We start from the raw sequence: 15,223 nt of genomic DNA, 5'->3' as shown, positions 1-15,223 counted from the left end.
GATTGTTTACGCGCGGTTTGTGCTCCACTGCCCGAAAAAAGCACAACGATAATTGGGTTACTCAGGCAATGATGTTATGATCCTGTTGCTTTTATGTATAAGAACAGGTAAGCCTTACCATGCCACATTCCTACGATTACGACGCAATAGTTATTGGTTCCGGCCCCGGCGGCGAAGGCGCTGCTATGGGACTGGTGAAACAGGGAGCCAGAGTAGCGGTCATTGAGCGCTACCATAACGTTGGCGGCGGTTGCACCCACTGGGGCACCATCCCTTCCAAAGCCCTCCGCCACGCCGTCAGCCGCATTATTGAATTCAACCAGAACCCTCTTTACAGCGACCACTCCCGACTTCTTCGTTCCTCCTTTGCCGACATCCTGAATCACGCGGATACCGTCATTAACCAGCAAACGCGGATGCGTCAGGGGTTTTATGAGCGTAACCACTGCGAAATTTTGCAGGGCAACGCGCACTTTGTAGATGAACACACCCTGGCACTCGAATGCCACGACGGTTCGGTTGAAACCATCACCGCCGAAAAATTTGTGATTGCCTGCGGTTCACGCCCATACCATCCGGCCGACGTGGACTTCTCGCACCCGCGCATCTACGACAGCGACTCCATCCTTAGCCTGCACCACGAACCACGTCATGTGATTATCTATGGCGCGGGCGTAATTGGCTGCGAATATGCGTCGATTTTCCGTGGAATGGAGGTCAAAGTTGATCTCATCAACACCCGTGACCGCCTGCTGGCGTTCCTCGATCAGGAAATGTCAGATTCTCTCTCCTACCACTTCTGGAACAGCGGTGTGGTGATTCGCCACAACGAAGAGTACGAGAAAATCGAAGGCTGCGATGACGGTGTGATCATGCATCTGAAATCCGGTAAGAAGCTGAAGGCGGACTGCCTGCTGTATGCCAATGGCCGTACCGGTAACACGGATTCGCTGGCGCTGGAAAACATCGGACTTGAAACCGACAGCCGTGGTCAGTTGAAGGTCAACAGCATGTACCAGACTGCACTGCCGCATATTTACGCGGTGGGCGACGTGATTGGATACCCAAGCCTGGCGTCAGCGGCTTACGACCAGGGGCGCATTGCGGCACAGGCACTGGTGAAAGGTGAAGCCACAGCGCACCTGATCGAAGATATTCCGACGGGTATCTATACCATCCCGGAAATCAGTTCTGTGGGTAAAACCGAACAGCAACTGACGGCAATGAAAGTGCCTTACGAGGTGGGTCGTGCGCAGTTTAAACATCTGGCGCGGGCGCAAATCGTGGGGATGAGCGTGGGTACGCTGAAGATCCTGTTCCATCGCGAGACGAAAGAGATCCTCGGTATTCACTGCTTTGGAGAACGCGCGGCGGAAATCATTCATATCGGCCAGGCGATAATGGAGCAAAAAGGTGGTGGTAACACCATCGAATACTTCGTTAACACCACCTTTAACTACCCGACCATGGCGGAAGCCTACCGGGTTGCGGCACTAAACGGTCTGAACCGCCTGTTTTAACGCGCTGTCAAAATGGCCATCCATTGAACTACGGATGGCCTCTGCCAGCTGCTCATAGCGGTTGCGCAGCGGTGAACCCGGGCGATAAACCAGACCAATAGTACGACGCGGCTCTGGCTTAATACACGGCAGATACACCACACCATCACGTTTACGCTCGCGCGGTACCGCCAGTGCAGGCAGCAGCGTAATGCCACTTCCGGCTGCCACCATATTACGCAGCGTTTCCAGGCTGGTTGCGCGGAAATGGGTATCTTCATCCGCACCCGCTTCAAAGCAGAAACCCATCGCCTGATCGCGCAGGCAGTGGCCATCTTCCAGCATCAGCAGTTTTTCACCGGCCAGATCGGCCATCGGCACGCGATCGCGGTTAGCCCACGGGTGATCTTCATAGATCGCCAGCATCATCGGCTCATCAAACAGCGGCACTTCGATAAAGGCTTCACTCTCTTTGACCAGCGCCAGAATCGCGCAGTCGAGCTTGCCGCTATCTAACTGCGCCAGCAGCTGATGGGTTTGCGCTTCATGCAGGTACATTTCGAGTTTCGGGAACGTCTGGTGCAGCATTGGAATGATGTGCGGCAACAGGTACGGGCCAACGGTTGGGATCAGGCCAATATGCAGTGGGCCGGACATCGTCTCCCCCTGCTGGCTTGCCATTTCCTTGAGCACTTTGACCTCGCGCAGCACGGTGCGCGCCTGATCCACCAGCAGAAGACCTGCCTGGGTGAACAGTACCTTACGACTGGTGCGCTCCAGCAGCATTACGCCCAGCTCATCTTCCAGCTTGCGGATCTGACCGCTCAGCGTGGGCTGGCTGACGTGGCAGGAATCTGCCGCGCGGCGAAAATGACGGTGCTCGGCTAACGCTACCAAGTATTCAAGATCACGAATATTCATTATTCATCCTCCGTCGCCACGATAGTTCATGGCGATAGATAGCATAGCAACGAACGATTATCCCTATCAAGCATTCTGTTGAATAATACATCACATAGACGAGACAGAACGTGTTTGACCCTTGACGTTCCCGCACCGTCAAACGAGTTTCTCTCAAACTCGAATAACTAAAGCCAACGTGAACTTTTGCGGACCCCGTGGTCCGCATTTTTTTTGCGTAAAAAAAGCCCGGGGATAAAAGCAAAATGGCAACCGAAGTTGCCATTTTTAGTGTTTGCTCCCTCTCCCCGTGGGAGTGTACGGTCCGGGGTGAGGGCATCAGCCCGCACAAATTAAACTAGCCGGTTTTTCGCATCCGCAATCGCCTGCGCGACTTGTTTAGGCGACACGCCACCTTTGGCAGCACGCTTATCCAGGCAGGATTGCAGCGCCAGAATCGGATACACATCGTCACCGATAACCGCACTGAATTTCTGCAGGTCGGCAAGCGCCAGCGCTTCCAGCGCTTTGCCCTGACGAATAGCTTCCACTACCGCTTCACCCACAATATGGTGCGCTTCACGGAACGGCACGCCTTTGGCGACCAGATAATCCGCCAGTTCAGTAGAGTTAGCATAACCCTGCTGCGCGGCTTCCTGACAACGTGGACGTTTCACCTGAATGCCGTCCAGCACCAGCGCGCCCATGTGCAGACAGTCCAGCCAGGTGTCGAGCGCATCGAACAACCCCTCTTTGTCTTCCTGCATATCTTTGTTGTACGCCAGCGGTAACCCTTTCAGGGTCATCATCATGCCGGTCAGCGCGCCCTGCACACGGCCACACTTGCCGCGGATCAGCTCCAGCGCATCCGGGTTTTTCTTCTGCGGCATCAGAGAAGAGCCGGAAGTCACGCGGTCAGACAGCTCAACAAAGCCAGCTTCACCGGAGTTGAAGAAGATCAGATCTTCAGCGAAACGCGACAGGTGAACCATCCCGATAGAGGCGTTGGAAAGCAGCTCCAGCACGTGGTCACGGTCAGACACGCTGTCCAGGCTGTTACGGGTAGCTGAAGCAAAGCCCAGCCAGCCCGCCAGCTGCTCACGGTCAATTTCGTATGCTGTACCCGCCAATGCACCACTGCCCAGCGGGCTTACGTCCAGGCGCTTCAGGGTATCCTGCAGGCGGCTTTCATCACGCGCCAGCATCTCAACATAGGCCAGACACCAGTGAGCAAAGGTCACCGGCTGCGCGCGCTGCAGGTGGGTATAACCCGGCATCACCGCGTCCTGGTTGTTCTGCGCAGTTTCCACCAGCGCGCTCTGCAACTGGCGGTTAGCCACCAGCAGTTCGCCAACGGTCTCTTTACACCACAGCTTCAGATCGGTCGCGACCTGGTCATTACGGCTACGCCCGGTGTGCAGCTTTTTACCCAACTGCCCCACTTTATCGATAAGCTTGCCTTCCACCCAGCTGTGAATATCTTCGGCATCGCTTTGCAGGATCTGCTGCGGATCCAGACGCACCTCTTCCAGCAGATTATTCAGCGCCTCTTCCAGTTGCAGCTGTTCGTCTGCGGTCAGTACGCCAACCGTCACCAGCGCTTTGGACCAGGCCACAGAGCCGACGATATCCTGTTCGGCCAGGCGGTAGTCGAAGCGCAAAGAGTCGTTGAACTGTTTGAACCGTTGATCCGCTGCCTGTGTAAAACGCCCACCCCAAAGTGCCATAACATCGTTCCTTTATTCGTTAGTTCTGCCGGGTGGCGCTACGCTTACCCGGCCTACAGTAAATCAATAAATGCTTATGCCAGAATACGTGTGCCAATCGGTGTGCCGTTAAACAGCGCCGGAAGTTGCTCCGCATGACGCCAGGAGGCAATGTCCACCGGGCGACCGAGCGTACGCGCGGCATCCAGTGCAGCGTTCACTTTAACAATCATGCCATCGGTGATAATGCCCTGGGCAATCAGTTGCTCTGCTTTCGCCGCCGTCATTTCCGCAATGCGCTGGCCTTTGCCATCCAGAATCCCGCTCACGTCAGAGAGCAGGATCAGGTCTGCACCCAGCGTCGCCGCCAGCGCGGTTGCCGCCTGGTCAGCATTCACGTTCATCAGCTCACCCTCTTCAGTCACACCGATAGAACTCACCACTGGCAGGAAACCACCTTCCAGCAGCGTGTTAATCAGCTTAGGCGAACCAGGCTGCGCCAGTCCAACATGACCGAGCTCTTCATCGAGCTGGGTCACTTTTACGCTATCACCATCACCCAGATAGAGACCAACAGAGGCAATATGGTGTTTCTTCGCCCACGCCAGCAGCGTTTTGTTCGCTGTCCCCGCCAACGCACCGGTAATGATGTCAATCTGATCGGCAGGCGTCACACGCAGGCCATTTTTCTTTTTCACCGGCAGGTTAAGCCCTTTCATCAGCTCATCCACCACACAGCCGCCGCCGTGAACAATCACCAGCGGACGTTGGTGTGATTCGCGATAGTTAACCAGCGCGGTAAAAAGACGCTCCAGCGCTTCTTCGCTGTCCAGCAGTACACCACCGAGTTTGATAATTAATGGGTTCATCATCACACCTTAAATAAGAGACTGTGTTTCAGGGAAGCCGAAACGAATATTTGCACACTGCATTGCCTGTGCGGCAGCACCTTTGAGTAAGTTATCTTCCGTAGCCACCACAATCAGGTGCTCGTCCTGCACGGCAAAGCCAATATCACAGAACGGCAGGCCGACTACGTTTTTCAGCGCCGGAACACCTTTTTCATACAGGCGCACCAGCGGTTTATCCGCATACGCCTGAGTAAAGACCTCGCCCACCTGTTCTTTGGTCACACCCGGTTTCAGGCGGCAGGTGATGGTTTCGAGGATCCCGCGCGGGAAGCTACCCAGATGCGGGGTAAAGATGACGTTCGCCCCCAGATGGGTAGTGATCTCAGGGTGATGACGGTGGTTAAACACGCCATACGGCTGAAGGCTCACTTCGCAGAAGCTATTAGAAATCGCTGCCTTGCGCCCTGCACCGCTCACACCACTGGTGGCGTTGATCACCGGCCACTGGTTCAGATCCAGCAGACCTGCGTCGATCAACGGTTTCAGGGAGAGCTGCGCCGCCGTCGGGTAGCAACCCGGTACGGCAATCAGATCCGCGTCTTTTAGTTTGTCTGCGCTCCACTCCGCCAGTCCGTACACCGCTTTCTCAAGTAAGTCCGGGTGCTGATGGGTGAAACCGTAATATTTTTCGTAGAACGCGCTATCGTTAACACGAAACGCGCCGGAAAGGTCGAATACCACACAACCCGCCGCCAGGAATTGCGGAGCCAGGCCGTGGCTGACTTCGTGCGCGGTGGCTAAAAACACCACGTCTACACCGTCGGTAAACTCGCTGATGTCGGACATCGGCTGTAACGGCAGATCAACAATGCCTTTCAGCTGCGGATGCAAATCAGAGATTAACTTTCCGGCATCATTGCTTTGCGCTGACACGGTCAAAGCGGTTATGGTCATATGTGGGTGGCGATTCACGTAGCTTACAAGCTCTGCGCCCGCATAACCGCTAGCGCCTACAATCAGCGTATTCAACATCGGGTTCCTTTATGCTCAACGTTAATGTATTTTTATTCACATTTATTGCATGAATATTGATACTATCACGACCTAAGGTGTGTCAACAATGAAAATGAACTTACCGCCATTTATCGAGATCTACCGCGCCCTGATTGCCACACCCTCCATCAGCGCGACCGAAGAAGCACTGGATCAGAGTAATGAGTCTTTAATCAATCTGCTGGCGGGTTGGTTTAGCGATCTTGGGTTTAACGTTGAGGTTCAGCCCGTTCCCGGAACACGCCACAAATTTAACCTGCTCGCCAGCACCGGACACGGCGCAGGTGGACTGTTACTGGCCGGTCATACCGATACCGTTCCGTTTGACGATGGCCGCTGGACGCGCGACCCGTTCACCCTGACCGAGCATGACAACAAGCTCTACGGTCTGGGTACGGCCGACATGAAAGGCTTCTTCGCCTTTATCCTCGACGCGCTGCGTGACGTCGACGTGACAAAACTGAAAAAGCCGCTCTATATCCTGGCGACTGCTGATGAAGAAACCAGCATGGCGGGCGCGCGCTATTTCTCTGAAAACACCTCAATTCGCCCTGATTGCGCGATTATCGGTGAGCCGACTTCCCTGCAGCCAATTCGCGCCCACAAAGGCCATATCTCTACGGCAGTGCGTGTGCTGGGCCAGTCCGGTCATTCCAGCGATCCGGCGCGTGGCGTGAACGCCATTGAGTTGATGCACGACGCCATTGGTCACATCATGCAGCTGCGTGACTCGCTGAAAGAGCGTTACCACCACGATGCGTTCACCGTACCTTACCCAACGCTGAACCTCGGTAGCCTGCACGGCGGTGATGCCTCCAACCGCATCTGCGCCTGCTGTGAACTGCATATGGATATCCGTCCGCTGCCGGGCATGACGCTGAACGACCTGAATGGCTTACTGAGCGAAGCGCTGGCTCCGGTGAGCGAGCGCTGGCCAGGCCGTCTGACGGTTTCTGAGCTACACCCGCCGATCCCGGGATATGAGTGCCCGCCGGATCACCAGCTGGTTGAAGTGGTGGAAAAACTGCTCGGTGAGAAAACCGACGTGGTGAACTACTGCACCGAAGCGCCGTTTATTCAGACGCTTTGCCCGACGCTGGTGCTTGGCCCTGGCTCCATCAACCAGGCCCACCAGCCGGATGAATACCTGGAAACCCGCTTTATCAAACCCACCCGTGAACTGATTACCCAGGTTGTACATCACTTCTGCTGGCATTAATGACGCTTCCCCTCTCTGAAGAGAGGGGAAAATCTCGCGATCCCCGTCACATTCTCATAAGCATCTCTTATTTGATGCAAAGCGAATTAAATTTCGTAAATTGCCCACATTTATTCGTTTGCTGAACCGTTTTCGCAGCAATTGACGACGGGGGTTTTACGTGGCTTTATAAAGGGAGATGACAAAATATTGTCCAACAGATTTTCGACTGGGCATAAACAAAAATGATGGGGTGACTGGGTTTTTATGAACGAACAATATTCCGCGTTGCGTAGTAATGTCAGTATGCTCGGCAAAGTGCTTGGAGATACCATCAAAGATGCGCTGGGGGAGAACATCCTCGACCGCGTTGAAACCATCCGCAAGCTATCCAAATCTTCCCGTGCTGGAAACGAAGCCAATCGTCAGGAGCTGCTTACCACCTTGCAGAACCTGTCCAACGATGAGCTGTTGCCTGTTGCACGTGCGTTCAGCCAGTTCCTGAACCTGGCAAACACCGCTGAGCAATACCACAGCATTTCTCCAAACGGCGAAGCAGCCAGCAACCCGGAAGTCATTGCCCGTACGCTGCGTAAACTCAAAGAACAGCCAGGCCTCAACGAAGCCACCATCCAAAAAGCGGTGGAGTCTCTTTCGCTTGAGCTGGTGTTGACCGCGCACCCCACCGAGATCACCCGTCGTACACTGATCCACAAAATGGTGGAAGTAAATAACTGCCTGAAGCAATTAGATCACAAAGACATTGCCGACTACGAACGTAACCAGCTGATGCGCCGTCTGCGCCAGCTGATTGCCCAGTCCTGGCACACCGACGAAATTCGTAAGAACCGCCCAAGCCCGGTTGATGAAGCCAAGTGGGGCTTTGCAGTGGTTGAAAACAGCCTGTGGGAAGGTGTACCAAACTACCTGCGCGAGCTGAACGAACAGCTGGAAGAGAACCTGGGCTACCGCCTGCCTGTTGATTTTGTCCCGGTACGTTTCACCTCCTGGATGGGCGGTGACCGCGACGGCAACCCGAACGTAACGGCTGAAATCACCCGTCACGTATTGCTGCTGAGCCGCTGGAAAGCCACCGACCTGTTCCTGAAAGATATTCAGGTGCTGATCTCCGAACTGTCGATGGTGGAAGCCACCCCGGAACTGCGCGAGCTGGCCGGTGAAGAGGGTGCCAGCGAACCGTATCGTTATCTGATGAAAAAGCTGCGTAGCCAGTTAATGGCCACCCAGGCCTGGCTGGAAGCGCGTCTGAAAGGACAACGCCTGCCGAAACCGGAAGGACTGTTGAGCCAGAACGAGCAGCTCTGGGAGCCACTGTACGCCTGTTATAAATCACTTCAGGCTTGTGGCATGGGCATCATCGCCAACGGTGAACTGCTCGACACCCTGCGTCGCGTGAAGTGTTTTGGCGTCCCGCTGGTGCGTATTGATGTGCGTCAGGAAAGTACCCGCCATACCGAAGCGCTGGGTGAACTGACCCGCTATCTCGGCATCGGCGACTACGAAAGCTGGTCAGAAGCCGACAAACAGGCCTTCCTGATCCGTGAACTGAACTCCAAACGCCCTCTGCTGCCGCGCAACTGGGAGCCAAGCAACGACACCCGTGAAGTGCTCAACACCTGTAAAGCGATCGTTGATGCGCCGAAAGGCTCGGTGGCAGCCTACGTGATCTCGATGGCGAAAACGCCGTCCGACGTGCTGGCCGTTCACCTGCTGCTCAAAGAAGCCGGTATCGACTATGCCCTGCCGGTTGCCCCGCTATTTGAAACCCTTGATGACCTGAACAATGCCAACGACGTGATGACCCAGTTGCTGAACATCGACTGGTATCGCGGCTTTATCCAGGGCAAACAGATGGTGATGATTGGCTATTCCGACTCCGCAAAAGACGCGGGTGTTATGGCCGCATCCTGGGCGCAGTACCAGGCACAGGACGCGCTGATCAAAACCTGCGAAAAAGCCGGTATTGAACTGACGCTGTTCCACGGCCGTGGTGGCTCAATTGGCCGTGGCGGTGCGCCAGCACACGCGGCACTGCTCTCGCAACCGCCGGGAAGCCTGAAAGGTGGCCTGCGCGTAACCGAGCAGGGCGAGATGATCCGCTTCAAGTATGGTCTCCCGGAAGTGACCATCAGCAGCCTGTCGCTCTACACCAGTGCTATCCTGGAAGCGAACCTGCTGCCACCACCGGAGCCGAAAGCCTCCTGGTGTCATATCATGGACGAGCTGTCGGATATCTCCTGTGATTTGTACCGTGGCTACGTACGTGAAAACAAAGACTTCGTGCCTTACTTCCGCTCAGCAACACCTGAGCAGGAGCTGGGTAAACTGCCGCTGGGTTCACGTCCGGCGAAACGCCGCCCGACCGGTGGCGTCGAGTCTCTGCGTGCCATCCCGTGGATCTTCGCCTGGACGCAAAACCGTCTGATGCTGCCAGCCTGGCTGGGTGCCGGTGCAGCGCTGCAGAAAGTGGTGGAAGATGGCAAACAGAGCGAACTGGAAGCGATGTGCCGCGACTGGCCGTTCTTCTCTACCCGTCTGGGGATGCTGGAGATGGTCTTCTCGAAAGCCGACCTGTGGCTGGCGGAATACTACGATCAGCGTCTGGTGAAACCAGAACTGTGGGCACTGGGTAAAGAGCTGCGCGAACTGCTGCAAGGCGACATCAAAGTGGTGCTGGATATCGCCAACGACTCACATCTGATGGCTGACCTGCCGTGGATTGCCGAGTCTATCCAGTTGCGTAATATCTACACCGACCCGCTGAACGTTCTGCAGGCCGAACTGCTGCACCGTTCCCGTCAGGCGGAAGAGGAAGGTAAAGCGCCAGATCCACGCGTTGAACAAGCGCTGATGGTGACGATTGCAGGCGTTGCGGCAGGTATGCGTAACACTGGCTAATGTTTTATGCCGGGCGGCATGGCGCTGCCCGGCAAATTTTGGTTGTCTCACCATGCAACATGACATCTCCCCAATTCTGAACGATCTGATAACCGGTGCATTACCGCTGGGTCAGGTGCATTTTTTCTCACCAACCGAACAACGCCCCCGCACGTCACCCCTGCTCGTAATTACCCTTGATAACCCATGCGAGGCATTATTTTCTTCATCAGGCATTGTTCAACAACATCCCGCCAGTTCGCTCAGCCTAAGCTTCGATAAACAACACCTGGCTCTCGAGCTCCATCGCGACAACTCTCTGTTGCAGCAGTTACAAATTCCCCGACGTGGCCCGCGAACAGGCGCTTTTCTTCTCCAGACGCTAACCGAGTTACAGATGCAGCCAGATGAACAGGATACCGCAAGACTGGTGGTATTAAGCCTGCTCAGCCACTGCCGGGATCTGCTTGGCAGCGATATCCACACCGCCAGCCGCAGCCGTGCCCTGTTTGACGCCGTTCGCCGCTTCATCGAAGAACATCACGCTTCGGTATTAACTCGCGAATCCGTGGCGCAGGCGTTCTACATCTCACCAAACTACCTTTCCCACCTCTTTCAGAAGATTGGTAACGTAGGGTTCAACGAATACCTGACACAAACGCGTCTGGAACACGCGCGCCAGCTGCTGAAAGGCTACGATCTTAAAATCAAAGATATCGCCGTAAGTTGCGGATTTACGGACAGCAACTACTTCTGCCGTCTCTTTCGCAAGCACACCGAACGCTCCCCCTCCGAATATCGTCGCCAGTATCACAGCCAGCTGATCGCCAAAAAATAGCATTGTGATCGCTCTCTCACTTCGCTAAGGACATTACATTTGTCCAGTATTTGGCAAAATTGACCTGTATCCGCCGCGCCTGGCCGAGCTTTATCCTTTATTCAACCTTTCTGACTTAAGGAAAAATAATGGAACTGTATCTGGATACCGCCAACGTGGCGGAAGTTGAACGCCTGGCGCGTATTTTTCCAATTGCGGGTGTCACCACCAACCCAAGCATTGTAGCCGCCAGCCGTGAATCCCTCTGGGAGGTGTTGCCACGTCTGCAAAAGGCCATCGGGCCAGAAAGTACGCTGTTTGCCCAAACCATGAGCCGCGACGCAGAAGGCATGGTAGCGGAGGCCAAACGCCTGAGTAACACCATCCCGGACATCGTGGTGAAAATCCCGGTGACGGCTCAGGGGCTTATCGCGATCAAGGCGCTGAAAAAAGAGGGCATAACCACGCTGGGCACTGCCGTTTACAGCGCCTCGCAGGGATTGCTCGCCGCGCTGGCGGGGGCGAAATATGTCGCGCCGTATGTCAACCGCGTCGACGCTCAGGGCGGCGACGGCATTCGCATGGTGCAGGAGCTGCAATCCCTGCTGGAACTTCACGCACCGGGGAGCATGGTGCTGGCCGCCAGTTTTAAAACGCCACGTCAGGCGCTGGACTGCCTTCTCGCCGGATGTGAGGCAATCACACTTCCTTTAGATGTAGCGCAACAAATGCTCGGCTCCCCGGCGGTAGAGTCAGCCATAGAGAAGTTCGAGCAAGACTGGAAAAACGCGTTTGGTAACCTCAACCTCTAAGGGAGAACTGTTATGGACCGTATCATTCAATCGCCGGGTAAATATGTCCAGGGCGCTGATGTGCTTACCCGTCTCGGCGACTATCTGAAACCACTGGCACATCGCTGGCTGGTTGTCGGCGATAAATTTGTGCTGGGTTTTGCTGAAGAAACACTGCGTCAGAGCTTCAAACAAGCAGAGCTCCACGTCGAAATCGCACCATTTGGTGGCGAATGTTCACAAAATGAAATCGATCGTTTAAGAAAACTGGCCGATAGCGCCAACTGTATGGCAGTGCTGGGGATCGGTGGCGGTAAAACGCTGGATACCGCCAAAGCGCTGGCACACTTTATGGACGTGCCGGTCGCTATTGCCCCCACCATCGCCTCCACCGATGCGCCGTGCAGTGCGCTTTCCGTCATTTACACCGACAGCGGCGAGTTCGATCGCTACCTGATGCTGCCACATAACCCGAACATGGTGATCGTGGATACCAGGGTAGTGGCGGGCGCTCCGGCACGTCTCCTTGCCGCCGGGATTGGCGATGCGCTGGCAACCTGGTTTGAAGCACGCGCCTGCTCGCGCAGCGGCGCGACCACCATGGCGGGCGGGAAATGCACGCAGGCTGCGTTAGCACTTGCCGAGCTGTGCTACAACACGCTGATTGAAGAAGGTGAGAAAGCGATGCTGGCAGCGGAACAGCACGTGGTGACGCCTGCTCTTGAACGTATTATCGAAGCCAACACCTATCTGAGCGGCGTAGGCTTTGAAAGCGGTGGACTGGCGGCGGCACACGCCATTCACAATGGCATGACGGCAGTGCCGGATGCGCATCACTTCTATCACGGTGAAAAAGTGGCGTTTGGTACGCTCACGCAGCTGGTGCTGGAAAACGCGCCGGTGGAAGAAATAGAAACCGTCGCGGCGCTATGCCATAGCGTTGGGTTACCGATCACGCTGGCACAGCTGAACATAAAAGAGGATATTCCGGCCAAAATGCGTCTGATAGCGGAAGCATCTTGTGCAGAAGGTGAAACTATTCACAACATGCCTGGTGGCGCGACGCCGGATCAGGTTTACGCGGCGCTGCTGGTTGCCGACCAGTACGGGCAGCGGTTCTTGCAGGAGTGGGAGTAATCATGTTGCCGGATGAGGCATAGCGCCCCATGCAAAAAAATCCCCGCCGAAGCGGGGATTTTTATTACTGCAGGTCAAACCGATCCAAATCCATCACTTTCGCCCATGCGGCGATAAAGTCGCGGACGAACTTCTCGCTGGCATCGCTGCTGGCGTAAACCTCGGCCAACGCACGCAGAACGGCGTTAGATCCAAAGACCAGGTCGGCACGGGTTGCAGTGTATTTCTCGTCACCACTGGCACGATCGCTACCGGTAAACAGCTCGTTTGATGCATCGGTCGCTTTCCACTGGGTGTTCATGTCCAGCAGGTTCACGAAGAAATCGTTGCTCAGCACGCCCTCACGGTCGGTGAACACCCCATTCTTGCTGCCATCAAAGTTTGCCCCCAACACGCGCAGACCACCCACCAGCACCGTCAGCTCTGGCGCGGTCAGCGTCAGCTGCTGGGCTTTATCAATCAGCAGGGACTCAGTCGTCGACGTATCAACCTGCGCACGGTAGTTACGGAAACCATCGGCAATCGGCGCAAGCAGGTTGAACATCTCGATATCCGTTTGATCCTGACGCGCATCCACGCGGCCTGGCGTAAACGGTACAGTGATATAAACACCTGCGGCTTTCGCTGCTTTCTCGATACCAACCCCACCAGCCAGCACGATGATATCGGCCAGTGATGCTTTGTTGGTGGTACGCTGGATAGCCTCCAGAGCCGGTAATGCGCGAACGGCGGCAGCGTTAACGTCCCAGTCGCGCTGTGGAGCCAGCGCCAGACGCGCACCGTTAGCACCGCCACGCTTATCGCCACCACGGAAGGTCGATGCAGATGCCCACGCAACAGAAACCAGTTCGCTGACGGAGAGACCAGAGGCCGCGATTTCCGCTTTCAGGCGCTCAATATCTTCTTTCGATGGGGCGAACACTGGCTGCGGCAGCGGATCCTGCCAAATCAGATCTTCTTTCGGCACTTCCGGGCCAATGTAACGCGCTTTTGGCCCCATATCGCGGTGGGTCAGCTTGAACCATGCGCGAGCAAAAGCTTCGTTGAAGGCCTGCGGATCGTTCAGGAAGCGACGGGAGATTTTCTCGAATTCCGGGTCGAAACGCAGTGTCAGGTCGGTCACCAGCATGGTGGGTTTGCGTTTTTTCGACGGGTCGAACGGGTCAGGCATAATGTCTGGCGCATTCACGGCTTCAAACTGAATAGCACCTGCCGGGCTGCGGGTCTGCACCCACTCGTATTTGAACAGGTTCTCGAAGAAATAGTTGCTCCACTGGGTCGGGGTTTGCGACCAGATCACCTCCAGCCCGGAGGTGATGGCATCTGCGCCAGCGCCGGTACCGAGTGTGCTGGCCCAGCCCAGGCCCTGCGCTTCAATCGGCGCGGCTTCCGGATCGGCACCGACATGGGTCGCCTCACCTGCACCGTGGGTTTTACCGAGCGTATGGCCGCCCGCAATCAGCGCAACGGTTTCTTCGTCGTCCATGCCCATGTTGCCGAAGGTGGCGCGAATAGCCGCCGCCGCTGACAGCGGTTCACCGCTGGCATTAGGCCCTTCCGGGTTAACGTAAATCAGCCCCATTTCGGTGGCGGCCAGAGGACGCTTCGCCAGCGCTTCCGGGTCACGGTGGGTCAGCCAGGCTTTTTCGTCACCCCAGTTTACGTCCATATCCGGTTCCCAGACGTCTTCACGCCCGGCACCAAAACCAAAGGTGCGGAAGCCAGAGTTTTCCAGCGCTACGTTACCCGCGAGGATAAACAGGTCAGCCCAGGAGATTTTTTGTCCGTATTTTTGCTTGATAGGCCACAGCAGACGGCGGGCTTTATCCAGGCTTACGTTATCAGGCCAGGAGTTCAGCGGCGCAAAGCGCTGTTGACCGCGTCCGGCACCACCACGTCCGTCAACGGAGCGATAGGTACCTGCACCGTGCCAGGCCATACGGATAAACAGGCCAGCATAGCTGCCCCAGTCGGCAGGCCACCACGGTTGAGAGTCGGTTAAGAGTGCTTTGAGATCGCCCTTCAGGGCAGCGTAATCAAGTTTGCTGAAGGCTTTGCGGTAATCGAAGTCTTCACCCAGTGGGTTCGAACGGTTGGAGTGTTGGTTAAGAAGATCTACGCGGAGTTGTTTTGGCCACCAGTCGCGGCTTGAGGTTCCTGCCCCCGCGCTCTGGTCATGGCCGCCCTGATGGAACGGGCATTTGCCGATAGATGCCGCTTTATTGGTATCGTCTGACGTGCTCATCGCTATGCTCCCTTTTACAGTGTTACCGTTACGATATACGCCCTTATTGATAAGGTATAGTTGGGATGACCCACAGATTCGATAGATAATTCCGTTCAATTAACCATGTAAAAAACATGGGCTTTGTA

General features: G+C 55.6%; 11 protein-coding genes. 6 read left to right on the top strand and 5 right to left on the bottom strand.

Going from position 1 to position 15,223, the window contains the following annotated elements; all coding sequences use genetic code 11:
• Positions 1–119 precede the first annotated feature (119 nt).
• A complete protein-coding gene (gene sthA, locus HV318_RS14365) occupies positions 120–1,520 on the top strand; it encodes a Si-specific NAD(P)(+) transhydrogenase (RefSeq protein WP_182273286.1) in 1,401 nt (466 codons plus the stop codon).
• Here the strand turns inward: sthA and oxyR are convergent.
• The 4 genes from oxyR to argC all read right to left on the bottom strand — a co-directional run bounded on the left by oxyR (position 1,494) and on the right by argC (position 5,988).
• Positions 1,494–2,420: a DNA-binding transcriptional regulator OxyR gene (gene oxyR, locus HV318_RS14360; RefSeq protein WP_182273285.1), complete on the bottom strand. Its 927-nt coding sequence runs from the start codon at positions 2,418–2,420 to the stop codon at positions 1,494–1,496. The two genes, sthA and oxyR, sit on opposite strands and share 27 nt — an antisense overlap.
• Before the next feature lie 332 nt (positions 2,421–2,752).
• Positions 2,753–4,126: an argininosuccinate lyase gene (gene argH / locus HV318_RS14355; RefSeq protein WP_182273284.1), complete on the bottom strand. Its 1,374-nt coding sequence runs from the start codon at positions 4,124–4,126 to the stop codon at positions 2,753–2,755.
• 74 nt (positions 4,127–4,200) lie between these two features.
• Positions 4,201–4,977 carry an acetylglutamate kinase gene (gene argB, locus HV318_RS14350; protein WP_098946274.1) on the bottom strand — a complete coding sequence of 259 codons (777 nt, stop codon included), beginning with the start codon at positions 4,975–4,977 and terminating at the stop codon, positions 4,201–4,203.
• A gap of 6 nt (positions 4,978–4,983) precedes the next feature.
• Positions 4,984–5,988 (bottom strand): N-acetyl-gamma-glutamyl-phosphate reductase, encoded by a 1,005-nt coding sequence (gene argC / locus HV318_RS14345; protein WP_182273283.1) that lies wholly within the window; start codon positions 5,986–5,988, stop codon positions 4,984–4,986.
• An 88-nt stretch (positions 5,989–6,076) separates the two neighbouring features.
• Between argC and argE the strand changes: the two genes are divergently transcribed.
• The 5 genes from argE to gldA all read left to right on the top strand — a co-directional run bounded on the left by argE (position 6,077) and on the right by gldA (position 12,850).
• On the top strand, positions 6,077–7,228 hold the full coding sequence (argE, locus tag HV318_RS14340) for an acetylornithine deacetylase (RefSeq protein ID WP_182273282.1): 1,152 nt from the start codon (positions 6,077–6,079) through the stop codon (positions 7,226–7,228).
• 246 nt (positions 7,229–7,474) lie between these two features.
• Positions 7,475–10,126 (top strand): phosphoenolpyruvate carboxylase, encoded by a 2,652-nt coding sequence (ppc, locus tag HV318_RS14335; protein WP_182273281.1) that lies wholly within the window; start codon positions 7,475–7,477, stop codon positions 10,124–10,126.
• A gap of 52 nt (positions 10,127–10,178) precedes the next feature.
• The gene (locus HV318_RS14330) at positions 10,179–10,943 is read left to right on the top strand and encodes a helix-turn-helix transcriptional regulator (RefSeq protein ID WP_182273280.1); all 765 of its coding nucleotides are present in this window, start codon (positions 10,179–10,181) and stop codon (positions 10,941–10,943) included.
• A 128-nt stretch (positions 10,944–11,071) separates the two neighbouring features.
• Positions 11,072–11,734 (top strand): fructose-6-phosphate aldolase, encoded by a 663-nt coding sequence (gene fsa / locus HV318_RS14325; RefSeq protein ID WP_182273279.1) that lies wholly within the window; start codon positions 11,072–11,074, stop codon positions 11,732–11,734.
• 12 nt (positions 11,735–11,746) lie between these two features.
• A complete protein-coding gene (gene gldA, locus HV318_RS14320) occupies positions 11,747–12,850 on the top strand; it encodes a bifunctional L-1,2-propanediol dehydrogenase/glycerol dehydrogenase (RefSeq protein ID WP_182273278.1) in 1,104 nt (367 codons plus the stop codon).
• Positions 12,851–12,914: 64 nt separating this feature from the next.
• Here the strand turns inward: gldA and katG are convergent, their stop codons facing one another.
• Positions 12,915–15,095 carry a catalase/peroxidase HPI gene (katG, locus tag HV318_RS14315; RefSeq protein WP_182273277.1) on the bottom strand — a complete coding sequence of 727 codons (2,181 nt, stop codon included), beginning with the start codon at positions 15,093–15,095 and terminating at the stop codon, positions 12,915–12,917.
• Between the last annotated feature and the right edge of the window lie 128 nt (positions 15,096–15,223).

The organism is Enterobacter sp. RHBSTW-00901 (assembly GCF_014103115.1).
GTDB lineage: Bacteria > Pseudomonadota > Gammaproteobacteria > Enterobacterales > Enterobacteriaceae > Enterobacter > Enterobacter cloacae_P.
This window is presented reverse-complemented; position numbering and strand designations above follow the sequence as displayed.

Coding starts and splice junctions, on each gene's coding strand:
- sthA (WP_182273286.1), top strand. CDS start 120: ATGCCACATTCCTACGATTACGACGCAATAGTTATTGGTTCCGGCCCC.
- oxyR (WP_182273285.1), bottom strand. CDS start 2,420: ATGAATATTCGTGATCTTGAATACTTGGTAGCGTTAGCCGAGCACCGT.
- argH (WP_182273284.1), bottom strand. CDS start 4,126: ATGGCACTTTGGGGTGGGCGTTTTACACAGGCAGCGGATCAACGGTTC.
- argB (WP_098946274.1), bottom strand. CDS start 4,977: ATGATGAACCCATTAATTATCAAACTCGGTGGTGTACTGCTGGACAGC.
- argC (WP_182273283.1), bottom strand. CDS start 5,988: ATGTTGAATACGCTGATTGTAGGCGCTAGCGGTTATGCGGGCGCAGAG.
- argE (WP_182273282.1), top strand. CDS start 6,077: ATGAAAATGAACTTACCGCCATTTATCGAGATCTACCGCGCCCTGATT.
- ppc (WP_182273281.1), top strand. CDS start 7,475: ATGAACGAACAATATTCCGCGTTGCGTAGTAATGTCAGTATGCTCGGC.
- HV318_RS14330 (WP_182273280.1), top strand. CDS start 10,179: ATGCAACATGACATCTCCCCAATTCTGAACGATCTGATAACCGGTGCA.
- fsa (WP_182273279.1), top strand. CDS start 11,072: ATGGAACTGTATCTGGATACCGCCAACGTGGCGGAAGTTGAACGCCTG.
- gldA (WP_182273278.1), top strand. CDS start 11,747: ATGGACCGTATCATTCAATCGCCGGGTAAATATGTCCAGGGCGCTGAT.
- katG (WP_182273277.1), bottom strand. CDS start 15,095: ATGAGCACGTCAGACGATACCAATAAAGCGGCATCTATCGGCAAATGC.